Here is a 17,084-nt window from a genome sequence, read left to right on the forward strand (position 1 = left end):
CCACCACCGTTTTGAACGAGGAAAAGTTGCCATGAGTGAGCCAACTCGCCGCCGTCGGGGCCGCAGCGAAAGAAAGTCAGATCGCGCCGAAAGAAAAACGACGCTGCGATTGCCGCATCTCAAGCGGAAATTGCAACCGATCCAAGTGTTAAACGAAGAGGCGTTTGAACGTGTGCACAATGCGGCGATGACCATTTTGGAAGAGGTCGGTGTTGAGTTCCGCTGTGAAAAGGCGCGTGACACTTGGAAAAAAGTCGGTGCGACAGTGGACGGCGAAATGGTTTTTATCGGTCGCGAGATGATCGCAGACCTGATCGCCAAAGCGCCTAGCGAATGGGATTTTGCCTCGCGAAATCCAGCGCGACGCGCAACCATCGGCGGTGAAAACACAGTGTTTTGCACCATGCAAGGTGCCCCCTATGTGCGTGATTTAGACGGGGTTCGGCGTGAATCAACGTTAGAAGATGTTAACAATTTCAACAAGATCATTCAGATGTCGCCCTGCTATCACGTTGGGCCCGGGTTTGTTGTGGAACCGATGGACATCGCGGTTCCGCACCGACATCTGGAATGGGTACGTTCGTCCCTGATTTACACTGACATGCCGTTTTTTGGCGTCCCCAACATCCCGGAGTACTGCCTGGACAGCCTGGAGATGACGCGAATTGTGCATGGTCGCGAATTTGTAGATGCCAATGCAGTGACCATCAACCACATCAACTGTGTGTCGCCGCGTCTTTGGGATGATGTTTTGCTGGAATGTGCGCGGACCTATGCGGATGCGGGGCAAGTGTGTTTGATGTCGCCGTTTGTTTTGGCAACCGCCAATGCACCTGCAGACATCGCCGCGACCCTGGCGCAACTTACGGCCGAGGCCCTCTCAGGCATCGCCTATATGCAATTGTACAAACCCGGCACCAAATGCATCTTTGGTCAATTCACGGTTTCTACTTCGCTGAAATCTGGCGCGCCCATGGCTGGTGTACCCGAGATTACACTAATCCAATACGGGGTTGGTCAGATGGCGCGGTATTACGGATTGCCCTGGCGCACCACCGCAGGGCAGGCCAGTTCAAAACTTTTTGACGCCCAGTCTGGGTATGAAAGTGCAATGGCGATGTTCACAGGCATCACAGCTGGTGCGAATTTGATGCTGCATGCCGGGGGATGGGACGAAGCCGGTTTGGTGAATTGCTATGCAAAAATGATCGTCGATGCCGAGCAATGCTCCATCTATCATCGATTGGCCCAGGGTGTGTCTTTAGACCGTCTTGATTCAGCGATGGAGGCGGTGCGGCGCATCGAACCTCAAGGTCATTATTTGGGAGATCCGTTCACCTTGGAAGTATTTGAAGACAGCTTCATGATGCCCGAAACGTTTGACTATGACTCGCAACCTCAATGGGAGGCGAACGGGGCAAAAGATGTCGGACAACGTGCACGAGAACGGGCCAGAGAGATGCTAGAGCGTTATGAAGCTCCCGCAATGGACGTGGCCGTGCGAGAAGAACTTGACGCCTTTGTTGAACGCCGCCGACGCGAAATTAATCCAGCAATCGCCTAAGGACACAACTTATGGAAAACATTTTTTCTGTTCAGGGAAAAGTCATTTTGGTCACCGGGTCCACCCGTGGTTTGGGTTGGGCGATGGCACAATCTTTGGGGCAGGCCGGCGCGCATGTGGTGCTACATGGGCGCACCGAGGAATCTTGCGTTGCCCGTATGGCTGAACTTGAAGCAGCGGGACACGCCGTCAGCTATGTGAATTTTCCCATGGAGGATCACGCCAAAGTTGCAGACGCCATTGACCAGATTGTCGAAACTGCGGGCAGCATCTGGGGAGTAGTGAACAATGCGGGCATGGGGTTGCACACAGCGATCGAAGACGAAGATGTCGAAACCTATCAAAAAATCTTGGCTGTCCACGCGATTTCTCCATTTCAGCTGATCAAGGCGGCCGCAAATCATATGAAATCGTGTGCGGGTCCGGATCGTGGCCGGATCGTGAACGTGTCCTCCATTGCCTATACCAGCCCGCGCGCCGGAATTTGCAACTATACAACTGCCAAAGCGGCGATTGTTGGGTTTACACGGGCGGCGGCAGCTGAACTGGGGCCTAACGGCATCAACGTGAACGCTGTCGCGCCAGGATATTTCCGGACAGATAACACCGAATTTTTGTATCGCAAGCAAGAGTTCCGGGAAAAGGTCGAGGGCCGCACACCCGCTGATCGTTGGGGAGAACCCCATGAATTGGCCGCAGTGGTGCAATTTTTGGTTTCCCCTGCTTCATCCTACGTGAACGGTCAATGTTTGGGTGTTGACGGCGGGATGAGCCATTTTCTTCACAAAATTGATCAAGTGACACAGGACTGAGCGAGGGTACGATGAGTGGCCGACTAGAGGGCAAAACCGCAATCGTAGTGGGCGCGGGATCGATTGGTCCGGGATGGGGAAATGGCAAGGCGTCAGCCGCGCTTTTTGCCCGCGAAGGAGCCAATGTTTTGTGTGTTGATGTTAATGAAAACGCCGCGATGGAAACCCGCGACATCATTCGTGACGAAGGCGGTACAGCTGAGGCCTTTGCCTGTAACGCCACTGATGAGAGGGCGATCAAAGACATGGTTGCATTTGGTGTTGACACATTGGGCGCGCCCGAAATTTTGCACAACAACGTAGGTATTTTGCGTGCTGGCACGCCCATCGACACAACCGTCGAAGAATGGGACCTGGTGATGGAGATTAACGGCAAGTCCGTTTTCCTTCCTTGCAAACACGTCTTACCGCATATGTTGGAACTGGGGCGTGGATCGATCATCAACATGTCGTCGATCACAGGATTTCGCAATTTGGGCGCGCCTTATATTGCCTATAACACATCAAAGGGCTCAATCGTTTCTTTCACGCGTAATTTGGCTGCGACCTATGCGGCGCAAGGCATCCGCGCCAACTCAATCTTGCCCGGCAATATCGACACACCTATGGCTAAAAACGCCATTGCTCGGGTCACCGGTCAAGCCGAAGAAGACGTTGATTTTGCTGAATTGGCTGAGAAAAGAGGCGCAGGCGTGCCGATGAAACGCACCGGCACTGCCTGGGATGTGGCCAAAGCAGCGCTGTTTTTGGCCAGCGAAGACGCGGCGTATATCACGGGCTCAGAGCTTTATGTGGATGGCGGATTAAACTGTGTCGCCGGCGCGCCTTAATGATAAATCTAGTCAATCGAACCATAGGATTATTAGGCGCGCATCTTGGGCAATTTGATCCTAACATCTGACTTAAGTCGAACAAGAAGCGACCCCTCGCTTTGCGACAAAATCACTTTGCGAAAAGGGAAAATTATGTCCTCTGCGACTTATTCGCTTAACGTTGTCGACATCCACGTGGGTGGTGATGTTCATCGGATTGTGCTGGATGGGTTGCACCCTATTCCGGGGGCCACCGTTTTGGACAAAACCCGGTATTTGGAACAAAACGCCGATGGGTTGCGCAAAGTCCTGTTGGACGAACCGAGGGGCGGGCATCCAGCTTTATTTGCCGATGTTGTTGTCCCGCCGTCCTTGCCCGAGGCGGAAGCGGGTTTTGTGATCATGGAAAACAATGGCTATCCAATGTTTTCGGGAACAAACATCATGAGCACGGCCATTGCCTTGGTCGAGGCGGGCCATGTTGACGCCAGCGATGGGGAGCGCCGTCTGACGCTTGAGGCTCCAGGTGGCATGGTTGATGTCTTTGTGAATTGCCAAAACGGGATGGTTTTGTCGGTAACATGCCGGCCCTCTTTACCCGCCTTTGCTTATGAGCGCGGGTTATCGGTTGATGTGCCAGGTCGCGGGTGCGTTGCGTTTGATCTTTACTGGGCAGGGGAGTTTTTCCCCGTCATAGATGCGTCATCTTATGGGTTCAACATGTCACCCAATGAAGAATACGACCTCGGGGCCTTTGCCAAAGATTTCATCGACGCGGCGGCGCCTGTGTTCAAACCAGTGCATCCCGAAATCGAAGATCGCCGCGATTTGGCCTCTGTCATCTTTACCAAACGTTTGCAATTGGGGGCGGATGGCCGGATGGAGCGCCCTGTCGTGCCTTATGTGTATCCCAACCGGCAGGTGGGGAGGTGCGCGGCCGGCATGCCCTCTTCCATCGTGCTTTCACAACTGATTGACGACGGTCTTTGGGATGTGAACGAGCCGCTGCGCACGCGATCCCCGCGCGGGACCACTTTAGAAGTTCAGGTCAGCGAACAGAAATCAAGCGGTCCCTATCAGGGCTATGTTATTGGTGTGACAGGTAGAGGATGGACCATTGCACGGTCTGAACTGATAATTGACCCTCGGGATCCAATGACGCCGAAAGACGATTTTTTGGAGCTTGTTAAGAGTAAGAGAGTGGAAGACCCAAATACTTATGAGCCGGGGATAGCGTAGGACATCGAATGACCGACCAAACTGGAAACGTGAAGCTTTCGTGCAAGAACCTTTGGAAGGTTTTTGGCTCCAGTGCAGATAAGTATTTTAAATTGCCGCCAGCCACGCCTGAGAACTCCACTTCGCTTGCCGAAAGAATTAAATCTTCAGGTCGTATTGCCGGTGTTTGCGACGTTAGTCTTGATTTTCGAGAAAGCGAAATTTCGGTTGTCATGGGCCTGTCGGGTTCGGGTAAATCTACGCTTGTAAGATGCCTATCACGCCTGACAGAGCCTACCTTTGGCAGCCTCAGCTTGAGTGGCGAAGACATGGTGTCCATGTCTGATCAACAATTGTTGGACGTACGTCGCAAGAAAATGTCCATGGTATTTCAAAGCTTTGGGTTGTTGCCGCATCTGAATGTTCGCGACAATGTGACCTTTCCTTTGGATCTCCAAGGTTTCGACAAACCCGAACAATTGGCTCGCGCGAACAAGGTGATTGAGTTGGTTGGGCTAGCGGGCCGTGAAAACAGTTTGCCGTCGCAACTGTCAGGCGGTCAGCAACAACGGGTCGGCATCGCCCGCAGTCTGGTCGTGGAGCCTGAAATTTGGTTCTTGGACGAACCGTTCTCTGCGCTTGATCCATTGATCCGCAAGGGTCTTCAGGATGAGCTGCTTAGACTCCAAGAAAAATTGAAGAAGACTGTAATCTTTATTACCCACGATTTTGAAGAAGCGATGAAAATCGCGGACAGGATCTCGATTATGCGCAACGGCTTTGTGGTGCAGAGCGGCACACCTGCCGAAATCGTGTTCAAACCTGTGGATGAATATGTTGCAGAATTTGGCAAAGACGTACGAAAAGATCTGTTACTCACAGCCGGTGATGCAGTTTCGCGTAACGTAGATGGCGTAGGCAGCGCTGAAGCCTCACGAAAGGTCGCCGAAAAAACGCCGCTATCAAAAGTAATTGAAATGCTGCTTGAGAACGACACCCCTATCAAAGTTGCAGGCACTAATGGCGGCTATGTGACCACGCGCAGTGTTTTTCAGTCGGTTTTTGGAAAGTGAGTGATCATGCAAAGGAGGGACATCTCACAATCTAGGATTGAGCTGGTCATCGCGATTTTGCTAGTTGCGATTGTCGCGATGGGTGCATGGTCAAATATCCTCCCCAATTGGATTGTGTCCGCTCCCGACAATCCGTTGTTACCCATAAACGTTGCGTTAAACTGGCTGATGGGCCTGTTCGTCACCTATTTCAAATGGCTATTCCGTTCGATCGCGTTCCTATTGGAACAACCCATGCAAGGCATTCAATCTGTATTGAATGCGGTACCCTGGCCGGTGACCATGATTACAGCTGGATTTGTGGGCTATTTGGCGGGTGGCCTTAAAATTGCTACGCTAAACGTCGCTGTTTTGTTATACATTTTGCTGTTTGGCTATTGGGAGCCCAGCATGAACTCCCTAGCGTTAGTGGCGATTTCAGTACCGCTTGCCTTGGCGATTGGATTTTCCTTGGGGTCTTTGTCATTTTTGTCCAATCGGGCGGAAAAATTTATTGTTCCTTTGATGGAATTGATGCAAACAATTCCAACTTTTGCCTATCTGGTTCCTATTCTTTTGTTGTTTGGCTTTGGGCCTGTCGTGGGCATGATTGCCAGTGCGATCTACGCCTGCCCACCTATGGTCAAAAACGTGCACTTAGGCCTATCACGGGTGCCGGAGTCGGTAATCGAATCCGCGCGCATGTCTGGCGCGACGCAACGCCAGTTGTTCTGGCGTGTGCGTGTTCCAACAGGTTTAGGTCAGATTATGCTGGGTGTAAATCAGGCGACTTTGGCCGCCTTTAGTATGATCATCATTGCCTCGATTATCGGCAGTTTCAAAGATATCGGCTGGGAGGTGTTGAGCACGGTGCGCAAGGCGCAGTTTGGCGAAAGCTTGTTGTCAGGATTGGTCATTGCTCTGATGGCTATTGCGATGGACCGCACCACCGCTGGTTTCGCGCAAAAACGCTTCATGGGCGTACAGAATACCAACCGCTTGGCGGGCCGACTTTTTCTGACGGTTTTCGTAGTCAGTATTGCAATCGCATTCATTCTGTCTGCGTTCATTTCCTTTTTGATGGAGTACCCAAGAGCTTGGAATCTTGAACTTGCGACCCCGTTGAATGCTTTTATCGATTGGCTACTAACAACTTTCCCCCAATTCTTTGTTGGTCTCAAAAATGACACGCTAATCTTCCTGATGTTGCCGGTGAAAATCGGATGGCGAAACGTGGTTGGACCAGAAACTTGGGGCTTTGCCTTCGGCTGGGCCAGCGTGACGGGATTTGTTCTGATTGCAGGCGCTTTGATGTATGCCGCCTACAGGATCGGTGGTCGTTCTACCGCCATCGCAGTAACCACTTTGGTTCTGGTGTATTACTTCGGATTAACCAACATTCCGTGGCCCGTCGTGATCGGTGCGATCTCCCTGCTGGCCTATCATGTGGGGGGGGGGCCAGTGGCTCTGTTTTCATTTCTAACAATTGGCTTCATGTGGGTCACCGGCCTGTGGCAAGAGGCAATGGTGTCAATTTATCTTTGTACCATCGCTGTGTTCATTAATGTGGTTATCGGTGGTGCGTTGGGCGTTTGGGCCGCAGAAAACGATCGGGTTTCGAGAATTATCCGCCCAATCAACGACTCATTACAAACAATCCCAATGTTTGTTTTTCTGATCCCAATCATCATGCTATTCAAAGTCGGGGAATTTTCTGCTGTCTTGGCAATTGTCGCCTATTCGATTGTTCCCATCATACGCTATACTGAACATGGTATTCGCAATGTTCCGCGCGAAATTGTCGAGGCCTGCCGGATGATGGGAACAACCCGTCGCCAATTGTTGTTCCGCGTGAAAATCCCCTTGGCGCTGCCCGAAATTATGTTGGGGTTAAATCAAACGATCCTATACGCGCTGGCGATGTTGGCAGTGACCGCTCTTGTCGGCACCAAGGATTTGGGTCAGGCGATTTACATCTCACTAACATCCGCAGACTTTGGGGCCGGTATGACGGCAGGCCTTTCTATGGCCTTTTTGGCGATGATTGCCGACCGCATCATTCAGTCCTGGGCCAATGCAGAAAAACGTCGTCTGGGGCTGGGCCATGGCGAGGGTTGATAAATTGAATTTATCGAACGTGGGTCTTTTTGCGGTAGGATTACACTACCTTTTCTTACGCGACTTGGTGAGTTCTCGGTAGTCTACACGCATCGAGAAGAAGGCCTGAACAACAATCAGGTGCAGTCAATTAGGGAGACACAGATGTCTAGATTTGTAAATCTCACGAAGTCTGGCACTTTCGCGACGGCTCTGCTGTGCGCGACCGCCACATTTGCCGATGTCCCGGAATCCTCTGACCCGATCAAGTTGGCGATCAACGACTGGACAGGTCAGCACCTGTCCACGACCATTGCGGGTGAAATTTTGGAGCGGATGGGATACGAAGTTGAATATGTTGTAGCCGGGGTCCAACCTCAGTTCATCGCTATGACCGAAGGTGAGATCCACGCCAATATGGAAGTGTGGAGCAACAACTTGGGTGAGGTTCTACCCAAAGCCCTAGAAGAAGGCCAAGTTGTGAATCTTGGCGAAAGCGGTCTAACACCCGCGGAAGGATGGAGCTATCCAAAATTCGTCGCCGACTTGTGTCCAGGCTTGCCAAGCTGGGAAGCATTGAACGATTGTGTTGGTGTTTTTCAAACACCAGAAACCTTGCCGAAGGGGCGCATTGTCGACATCCCAGCGGACTGGGGTACGCGCTCTCCCAAGATCATCGAAGCGCTTGGATTGAACTACGAACCGGTGCCCGCTGGCAGCGAAGGCGCGCTGATCGCAGAAATGAAGGCGGCCCAACAGGCGAAACAGCCATTATTGATTTGGTTCTGGACGCCGCATTGGATTCACGGGGAGGTTCCAGTAGATTGGGTGACCTTGCCTGCATACGAACCCGCTTGTACCGAAGACCCATCCTGGGGCGTAAACCCGGACAAAACGTGGGACTGTGGGATTGAAGCACCCGGGACAATCAAAATCGTTTGGTCCGGAATGGAGGACAAATGGCCTGCGGCCTATAAGTTCTTGCAAAACTACCAAATTACAAACGACGTCCAAATTCCGTTGATGCAGGCAATTGACGTTGAAGGGGCTGATCTTGAAGAAACGGTTGATCAATGGGTCAATGACAATCAGGCGATCTGGCAGCCTTGGGTAGATGCTGCCATGGCTAACTAAGGCATCAATAAGCGATCAACGCTTCTGAACACATACAGCTACTGACAAGTTGAAGGGCGCTTCGTCGCCCTTCTGCATCTAAATCACCGGAAGAAAAAAATGACCAAGAGCTACGATTTCATTGTTGTTGGTGGGGGATCAGCAGGCTGTGCTTTGGCAGCACGCCTCAGCGAGGACCCGGGCGTTTCAGTTCTTCTTCTGGAAGCCGGTCCCAAGGACCGCAGTTTGTTTATCCACATGCCTGCCGGACTCGAACATTTGATGGGTCACAAGACCTATGATTGGCAATACCTCAGCGATCCAGAGCCATATTTGGATGGTCGGCGGATCAAACATCCCCGGGGGCGGGTTATTGGAGGATCGTCGTCTATCAATGGCATGGCCTTTGTCCGTGGTCATCCTCGCGACTTTGATGCATGGGGCGACCTGCCCGGGTGTGACGAGTGGCGCTATGCGGACGTTTTACCCTATTTTCGGCGCATGGAGAATTGGTCCGGAGGGGAAAGCCCCTACCGAGGACAGTTCGGCCCAGTCGGTGTGACGCGCCCTGACGAATTTTGCACGCCTTTGGCGCAGACTTTTTTGGATGCTGGGCAGGAGGCTGGTTATATTCTTTCAAAAGATATGAACGGCGCGCAGCAGGAAGGCTTCGCCCATTTTGATCGCAATGTTGCCAATGGGACGCGGATGAGCAGTGCAAAATCTTACCTACCCGCGACCAAAGACCGCGCGAATTTCACCGTACAAACCGGGGCGCAGGTACTGTCGGTGAATCTGTCAAGCAATCGCGCTACAGGTGTTACAATCGCGGGCTCGTCCGGCCCGCAATCGATCGAAGCCGAGCGCGAAGTCATCATGTGCGCGGGTGCCGTAGACACCCCACGCCTGTTGATGTTGTCCGGGATCGGAGCTCCCGAAGAACTGGCGCGCCACGGCATTAAATTGCGCCACGCGCTGCCGGGTGTTGGGAAAAATCTGCAAGATCACGGCGATTTTTACCTTCAATACGAATGTCTTGAACCCGTGACGCTTTATAGCGCTAAAAACCCGCTCAAACAGGCGGCAATTGGGCTGGAATGGATTGCGCGCCGTACCGGCTGGGGCGCGACCAACCACTTTGAATCCGTCAGCTTCATAGAAAGTAGCGAAACAATTGATTATGCCGACGTGCAAAACACATTTATTCCTATTGCGGTGTCCTATGACGGCGAGCAATCGATAAAAGGCCACGGGTTTGCCGTGGGTGTTGGGCCGATGCGCCCAACCAGCGTGGGTGAATTGACGCTAGCCTCTGCCGATCCACGCGCACCTGCGCGGATGACATTTAATTACTTGCAAACCGAACATGACCGCACGGTTGCACGAAACGCCGTGCGTTTGGCCCGTGAAATTGTAGCGCAGCCCGCGTTCGATAGGTTCCGTGGCCGCGAGGCCTTTCCAGGCGCGGACATCTCAACCGATGCCGAGATCGACGCGTTCCTGCGTGCCCATATGGAAAGTGGTTATCATCCGTGCGGGACCTGTCGCATGGGTAACGATAATTTGGCCGTTGTCGATAATGCAGGTCTGGTTCACGGAATTGAAGGGTTGCGGATCGCGGACGTGTCGATTTTACCAAATGTCCTCAGCGCGAATCTGAACGCACCAGCGATGATGATCGGCGAAAAAATCGCTGACAAGGCCTTGGGCAAAGAAGCGCTTACGCCTGTGGAGTTGGATTATTTCAGGGGTCGCTCGCGCTAGAACTCTGGTTGGCATAGCTGTGTTGAGTTGGATGACGGGCGAGACAATTGAGACTATCGCATCAGTCGAATTGGTGCTCCAGCAATGTGACAATACAAGCAACTTGGACCGGCTGACCGGTCGACTGGACTTTTCCTCTCACGCCTGGCAAATTAAAGTGATTGTGCTTATTTTCGCATGTTTCGGATGGTCCCGACCCTGGCCAAGTTTGCTTTTTCTCTTTGCAGTGATTGAAACCTTTGTCGATAAACGCGGAGACGTGTCAAGGCGGTGCGGCCGCCATTGATCAGTTCACCGCGCTACTTTTGGTCGGAGTGATGAATGCAATGGATGTGCAGAATGTATCGGTGGTCCTCCGCTCCAACGATCCGTCGATAGGAGTGAGCATTATCTGAGAACGATTTCACCGGGCAGTGAAACTTTATATGCGCTTTTTCTTTGTTGCGATTTTTCACGATCAATGGCGCTGAATTTTGCCGGGCTTTGGCCATTGGTTATTTGGATGCTGCTGGCTACTTCATCGACAGGTGTTGGGTCCATTAAATTTCAAACTGCTACTAATTTTGAACTCGTTTGGAACATGAAAACGCAGTCTTTTGTGTTGAATCACAACAGATGGGCTCAACAGTGAGACTAATCCTAGTTTCCTTCAGAATATCTCGAACAGACCGGCAGCCCCCTGGCCGCCGCCAATGCACATTGTAACGACGCCAAGCTTCGCCCCGCGCCGTTTGCCTTCGATCAAAAGATGGCCTGTCATGCGGGCCCCGGTCATACCGAATGGGTGGCCGATGGAGATAGATCCGCCGTTGACGTTGCAAATTTCCGGGTCAATCTCTAAGCGGTCTCTGCAGTACAGCGCTTGGCTGGCAAAGGCCTCGTTAAGTTCCCAGAGATCAATGTCGCTGACCGAAAGGCCATGACGCTGCAAAAGACGTGGGACGGCAAAGACCGGACCAATCCCCATTTCATCAGGCTCGCAGCCAGCTACAGCAAATCCTTTGAACGCGCCCAGCGGTTCAATGCCTTCGCGGGCGGCGACATCAGCGTCCATAACAACAAGCGCGGATGCACCATCCGACAACTGAGACGCATTACCCGCCGTCACGAAATTGCCCTCGCCTTGCACCGGAGCAAGACCTGCAAGGCCTTCCAACGAAGTCGTGGGGCGATTGCAGTCATCCATGCCGAAGGTCACGTCTTTGCGAGTGACTTCACCGGTTTCTTTGTTCTTGAACGCCTGAGTAACAGTGATTGGCACAATCTCATCGTCCAACTTCCCGGCGGCTTGCGCGGCCGCTGTACGTCTTTGGCTTTCCAACGCCAACTCATCTTGTGCATCCCGGCTGACATTATAGCGCTTGGCGACAATATCCGCGGTCTGGATCATGTTAAAATAAAGCTCTGGCTTGTTTTTTACGATCCATGCTTCCTGGGCTTGTGGGGGTCGCGACGGGGGCATCTGGCTGATGCTTTCGACCCCTCCGGCAATAGCAGCCGGGGCCCCTTCTTGCACAATCGCATGAGACGCCATGGCCACGGCCTGTAGACCCGACGAACAAAACCGGTTGATCGTCGTCGCTGCTACGGTCACGGGCAGACCAGCTCGGACGACGGTTTGCCTGGCGATATTGCTGCCGGTCCAGCCTTCTGGATAACCGCAACCGATGAACGCATCTTCTAGCAGGTCGGGGTTGATGCCGGCGCGCTTTACTGCGTGCTCAATTGCATGGCCACCCATGGTTGCACCATGGGTCTCGTTAAAGGCGCCACGGTAAGATTTCGCAAGACCAGTACGCGCGGTTGAGACAATGACGGCTTGTTTCATGGGTCGTCCTCAATTGTTCAGGCTAGAGAAGAGTTTGCCTTCAGCGGCAAGCTGTTCGAGTAGGGGGGCGGGTTGCCACAAGAACGCATCTTCTTTGGCAAACTTTTGAATATCTTCAAGAATTTTCGCAGGACCAACGGTATCAGCATATTGCAACGGACCCCCGCGCCAGCGAGGAAACCCATAGCCGTTGAGCAAAACAACGTCCACATCAAGTGGACGCAACGCGATGCCTTCTGCAACAACTCGGGCAGATTCATTGACCATCGCCGCCATAAAGCGATCCACGATTTCCTCAGCATCAAGTTCGCGTGGACTGATCCCCTTGGCCATACGCTCATTGGCGATGATAGCATCCACTTCAGGATCAGGTATCGGTGCACCCTCACCGTAGATATAGAAACCACGGCCTGTTTTGCGACCAAAATGGCCCGCCTCGCAAATACGATCAGCGAATTCGGCATAAGTCTCGCGAGGGTCTCGCGTCGGAGCAAGACGTTTGCGCGTTGCCCAGCCGATATCCAGACCGGCAAGATCGCTTACGGCGAAAGGTCCCATGGCAAGGCCAAATTCCTGCAACGCGGAATCGACGGCAAAGGGGCTTGCACCTGCCAACACCGCACCATCTACCGCCTTGCGATAGTGGGATAGAATGCGATTTCCGATAAAGCCGTCACACACACCCGCACGCACGGCAATTTTTCCCATCGTTTTCGCCAGTGCAAAACCGGTTGCGACCACTTCGGGCGAGGTTTTGTCGGCAACGACGACCTCAAGCAGCTTCATGACATGCGCGGGGGAAAAGAAATGCAGACCGATGACATCCTGCGGACGACTTGTGCTTTGGGCAATTTCATTGATGTCGAGGTAAGAGGTGTTGCTGGCGAGCACAGCGCCTGGTTTACAGACCTTATCCAGTTGCGTGAAAACGTCCCGCTTTACTTCCATACTTTCAAAAACAGCCTCGATGACCAGATCCGCGTTGGACAACGCGGCATAGTCACTTTCGGCGCGGAAGCGTTCCGTCGTCAGCTTTTCAAACATCTCCTGATCAATCTTGCCACGCTTAACGGAACCAGAAAGCGTGCGCACAACGGTCTGATGCGCGCGTTCGGCACTTTCGGAATCCCGTTCGATCAATGTGACGTCCAGACCCGCAAGCAGGGCCGATGTTGCAATTCCTGCCCCCATCGTGCCGCCACCAATCACACCGATCTGCGCCACATCCCTAGGGGCCACACCCTCGAGCTCAGGTAATTTGGCGACTTTGCGTTCCGAGAAGAAGGCGTGGATTAAGGCACTGCGTTGATCGGTTTTCATCATCTTGCGGAAAAGGCTCCGTTCCGCGGCAAGCCCCTCGGCAAAAGGTAACTTCGTTGCAGCTTCCAACGCATCCAGGCAGGCAAAGGGCGCAAGCTGCCCTGCGCGAGTTGCACTAAGCTTCAGCCGGGCTTGCTCAAAAACCGAAGGATCATCGTGTTTGATATCCCGCGCGGAAACAGGGCGGGGGCCTTTGCCGTCGTGGACCAGTTTCTTTGCAAATGCGATGGATGCACCAGTTACATCAGCGTCATCAGTGACGAGATCCACAAGCCCAATCGAGGCGGCTTGTTCCGCACCAATCTGCTTTCCTGTTGTGATCATATCGATCGCCGTCTCAATCGATACCAAGCGCGGCAGACGCTGGGTACCACCAGCGCCGGGGAGAAGACCCAATGTCACTTCGGGAAGTGCAAAGCGCGCTTTTGGGGTCGCCACGCGATAGTGACACCCAAGTGCCAGTTCAAGGCCACCACCAAGAGCCGTGCCATGCATCGCAGCAACAGTGGGTTTTGGAATGGACTCCAACGCATTGATAACATCCGGTAGGAAAGGGCTGACAGGTGGTTTGCCGAACTCGCGAATGTCGGCTCCGGCCACAAATGTACGGCCCGCGCAAGCCACAACAACGGCCTGCACATCCGCATCCTCGGACACTTTCTTCGCCAGTGACAGCAGCTCGGCACGGACAGGCTGTGAAAGTGCATTTACAGGAGGATTGTCGATCGTAATGACAGCAATGCCGTCTTGAATATCGTATGAGACAGCTGAGGTCATGGCGCGTCCTGTTGATGTATCAAAGAGGGTGAATATTCGTTACTTTTTTAGCAGTTTGAAAACACCTGAAGCGGTCGCCAGCAAAGTGCCGTCTTCTGAGTGCAGCTCTGCAGAGGCGAATCTGGTGCTCTTGCCACCACCGGTGACATTGCCTGTCGCCACAACGCGGCCTGAACGTGCAGACGCGATGTAGTTCACCGACAAAGACATCGTAAGCACCACACGATCAGGATCACCGCTGTCATTTCGCACAGCCAGACCGCAACTGTTGTCCAACAGCATCGCGACAAACCCCCCGTGCAAAACACTCGCACGATTGAGGTGCTGCGAACCGATGTCCAGAGCGCATCGTCCTCGGCTTTCGTCAAAGACACTGGATTCATATCCAACAAAGCTCTGTGCGGCGGATTCGTCGTCTTTGTTCATGCCGCATTCTCTTTCTTCAGGGCAATCAAGCGCATTGCGTGATCGTGGCGTCCACCCAATTGGTGATCCAACATTATTAATCGCTTAGCATAGTGCGCGCCGGGGTATTCCCAAGTCATTCCAATACCACCGTGCATCTGAATTGCCTCTTCCGCACAAAGTTCAGCCGCGCGTCCGATAAGGTTTTTGGCCATCGATGTGTGCCGACGCTGATCGGCGGTGCCATAGCTTGCAACCGCACGGATTGTGATCGATCGGGCTTGATCCGCCCACATGATCATATCCACGATACGGTGTTGCAGCGCCTGGAATGACGCAATGTTGCGACCAAATTGCCTGCGCTGTTTGAGGTAGTCTGTCGTCATGGCGATAAGCGTATCCATAGCGCCCACGGCCTCGGAACAAAGTGCGATACGACCCAAATCCAAAACATCCTCGATCAGGGTCGTCCCATCCGCGTTCAAAAGCTTCGCCGGGGTCTCTTCAAACAACACATCAGCGATGCCTCCGCCTTCTTGCATGGGGGCAGCGATGATTTGTGCGCTTGTAGTGTCTTCGACCAGATACAGACCAAGACCTTGATCGTTTTTGGCCGCGACCAGCAGAAGATCGGCATCTGGCGCACCATAGACTGACGACTTGCGGCCAGTCAGCCTGCCATTCGCGTCTGCGGTAGTGGACAGTTGAGAGAGGTCTTGAGAGACCTCCGGTTCAAAAACCGCAAAGGCAGGGCGTCGATCGCCGGTTATGACCTGCTGGACCAGATCGATTTGATCGCTCTCGGCCAAAAGGCGCAGACCCAACAAGGTGCCAAGATAAGGATCGGTGCTAAGTGCGCTTCCGACTTCTTCGAAAACAACCGAAACGTCTTCAGCTGTGCCGCCCAAACCGCCGAGCTCTTCAGATACAAAAGCACCCAGAATTCCCAATTCGATCATTTCCGCCCAAGCCGCTTGATCGTAGAAAGGCGCCGTCCAAGCCGTTTCGTTGCGTCGCTCTGGCGTGTTGGCTGTTCGCAAGAACCGACCGAACATTTCAGCCAGCATCGCGTGATCTTCGCTGCGTTCGAAATTCATCTGTCAGTCCCTGAATAGTGTTTTTGCAACGATATTGCGTTGGATTTCATTGGAACCGCCGTAAATCGACAGCTTGCGATTGTTAAAATAAACAGGCGCGGCGCGGGCGGCTTCGGGCGGCAGGGCGAGTTGATTGTCAGAAAGGCTTTCTGCATCCGGCGCGGCCGCGTGACCAAGGGCCGACCGATAAAGGCTTAGAATACCCTGACGCACTTGGGTTCCTCGGATTTTCATCAGCGAACTGTCAATCCCGCCTGCTGCACCATCTCTGGTTCTTGCAAGGGCGCGCAAATTGGCAACGCGTAAGGCTTCCAGATCGGCTTCGAGTTCGACAGCCTGTGCAGCATAAAGAAGATGTTCTGAAACAGGCTGACCATCGCGGCGCACAACAGCGGCCATTTGATGATAACGCTCAAGATCGCGGGCCGAAAAGCCAACACCAGCAATGTTTGTCCGCTCGTGGGTCAGCAGGTACTTCGCCACCGTCCAGCCTTCGTTTTCTGCGCCAACCAGATTTTCAACCGGCACACGTACGTTGGTGAAAAAGACTTCGTTCACCTCATGACCACCGTCAATCAGCCGGATTGGGCGCATCTCAATGCCCGGCGTATCGAGGTCTACGAGAACAAAGCTGATGCCTTGTTGCGGTTTGTCTGTTTGCGACGTGCGCAAAAGGCAAAAGATACGGTTGGCGTGTTGGCCAAGCGTTGTCCATGTCTTTTGGCCGTTAATGACAAAGTGGTCGCCATCACGCTCGGCGCGGGTTTTGAGGCTTGCCAAGTCCGAACCGGCACCCGGCTCGGAAAAACCCTGACACCACCAATCCTGACCATCCAGAATACGAGGCAGATACTCGGCCTTCTGTTTGTCAGTCCCGTAACGGATCAGAACTGGGCCCAACATCGCAAGTCCGAACGACAACAATCGCGGGGCACCCGCAAGGGCACATTCCTCGGAAAAAACATGGCGTTCAACAGCATTCCAACCCGCGCCGCCATACTCTTGCGGCCAGGTCGCCGCAAGCCAGCCGCGGGCATTCAGGATTGCGTGCCAACGCTCCATGTCGCTTTTGGTAAGCTCACGCCCCGAGCTTGTTTTTTCAACGAGATCACCGGGCAGGTTGTTGGCCAAAAATGCGCGAATCTCAGCCTGAAAGGCTTGTTCTGCTTCCGAGTAGTCCAGATTCATTTCGCGTCCCTTCGCATCATTCTCGGGCAACTGTGCC

At 53.2% G+C, this 17,084-nt stretch carries 13 protein-coding genes; 8 read left to right on the forward strand and 5 right to left on the reverse strand.

Annotation, left to right across the window (positions count from 1 at the left end):
• Positions 1–31 precede the first annotated feature (31 nt).
• The 8 genes from ACR0EV_RS17680 (at position 32) to ACR0EV_RS17715 (ending at position 10,432) form a co-directional block, all read left to right on the forward strand.
• Positions 32–1,564 (forward strand): trimethylamine methyltransferase family protein, encoded by a 1,533-nt coding sequence (locus ACR0EV_RS17680; RefSeq protein ID WP_480801303.1) that lies wholly within the window; start codon positions 32–34, stop codon positions 1,562–1,564.
• An 11-nt stretch (positions 1,565–1,575) separates the two neighbouring features.
• Positions 1,576–2,376 (forward strand): SDR family NAD(P)-dependent oxidoreductase, encoded by an 801-nt coding sequence (locus ACR0EV_RS17685; RefSeq protein WP_480801304.1) that lies wholly within the window; start codon positions 1,576–1,578, stop codon positions 2,374–2,376.
• Positions 2,377–2,387: 11 nt separating this feature from the next.
• Positions 2,388–3,206: an SDR family NAD(P)-dependent oxidoreductase gene (locus ACR0EV_RS17690; RefSeq protein ID WP_480801305.1), complete on the forward strand. Its 819-nt coding sequence runs from the start codon at positions 2,388–2,390 to the stop codon at positions 3,204–3,206.
• Positions 3,207–3,341: 135 nt separating this feature from the next.
• A complete protein-coding gene (locus ACR0EV_RS17695) occupies positions 3,342–4,427 on the forward strand; it encodes a proline racemase family protein (RefSeq protein WP_480801306.1) in 1,086 nt (361 codons plus the stop codon).
• A gap of 8 nt (positions 4,428–4,435) precedes the next feature.
• Positions 4,436–5,479: a quaternary amine ABC transporter ATP-binding protein gene (locus tag ACR0EV_RS17700; protein WP_480801307.1), complete on the forward strand. Its 1,044-nt coding sequence runs from the start codon at positions 4,436–4,438 to the stop codon at positions 5,477–5,479.
• A gap of 6 nt (positions 5,480–5,485) precedes the next feature.
• Positions 5,486–7,576 (forward strand): ABC transporter permease, encoded by a 2,091-nt coding sequence (locus ACR0EV_RS17705; protein WP_480801308.1) that lies wholly within the window; start codon positions 5,486–5,488, stop codon positions 7,574–7,576.
• Positions 7,577–7,720: 144 nt separating this feature from the next.
• Positions 7,721–8,689 (forward strand): ABC transporter substrate-binding protein, encoded by a 969-nt coding sequence (locus tag ACR0EV_RS17710; protein ID WP_480801309.1) that lies wholly within the window; start codon positions 7,721–7,723, stop codon positions 8,687–8,689.
• Positions 8,690–8,788: 99 nt separating this feature from the next.
• Positions 8,789–10,432 carry a choline dehydrogenase gene (locus tag ACR0EV_RS17715; protein WP_480801310.1) on the forward strand — a complete coding sequence of 548 codons (1,644 nt, stop codon included), beginning with the start codon at positions 8,789–8,791 and terminating at the stop codon, positions 10,430–10,432.
• Between the two features lie 649 nt (positions 10,433–11,081).
• Here ACR0EV_RS17715 and ACR0EV_RS17720 read toward each other — a convergent pair.
• The 5 genes from ACR0EV_RS17720 to ACR0EV_RS17740 are packed head-to-tail and all read right to left on the reverse strand — an operon-like array spanning position 11,082 to position 17,047.
• Positions 11,082–12,260, reverse strand: a complete 1,179-nt coding sequence (locus ACR0EV_RS17720; protein WP_480801311.1) for an acetyl-CoA C-acyltransferase — start codon at positions 12,258–12,260, stop codon at positions 11,082–11,084.
• Between the two features lie 9 nt (positions 12,261–12,269).
• Positions 12,270–14,357 (reverse strand): 3-hydroxyacyl-CoA dehydrogenase NAD-binding domain-containing protein, encoded by a 2,088-nt coding sequence (locus tag ACR0EV_RS17725; protein ID WP_480801312.1) that lies wholly within the window; start codon positions 14,355–14,357, stop codon positions 12,270–12,272.
• Positions 14,358–14,396: 39 nt separating this feature from the next.
• Entirely contained in the window at positions 14,397–14,783 is a 387-nt protein-coding gene (locus tag ACR0EV_RS17730) for a PaaI family thioesterase (RefSeq protein WP_480801313.1), read from the reverse strand.
• Positions 14,780–15,859, reverse strand: coding sequence for an acyl-CoA dehydrogenase family protein (locus ACR0EV_RS17735; protein WP_480801314.1), 1,080 nt, complete (start codon positions 15,857–15,859; stop codon positions 14,780–14,782). Before ACR0EV_RS17735 ends, ACR0EV_RS17730 begins: the two co-directional genes overlap by 4 nt.
• Positions 15,860–15,862: 3 nt before the next feature.
• Positions 15,863–17,047, reverse strand: a complete 1,185-nt coding sequence (locus ACR0EV_RS17740; RefSeq protein ID WP_480801315.1) for an acyl-CoA dehydrogenase family protein — start codon at positions 17,045–17,047, stop codon at positions 15,863–15,865.
• Between the last annotated feature and the right edge of the window lie 37 nt (positions 17,048–17,084).

The sequence above is a fragment of the Ruegeria sp. CF8 genome, from assembly GCF_056537285.1.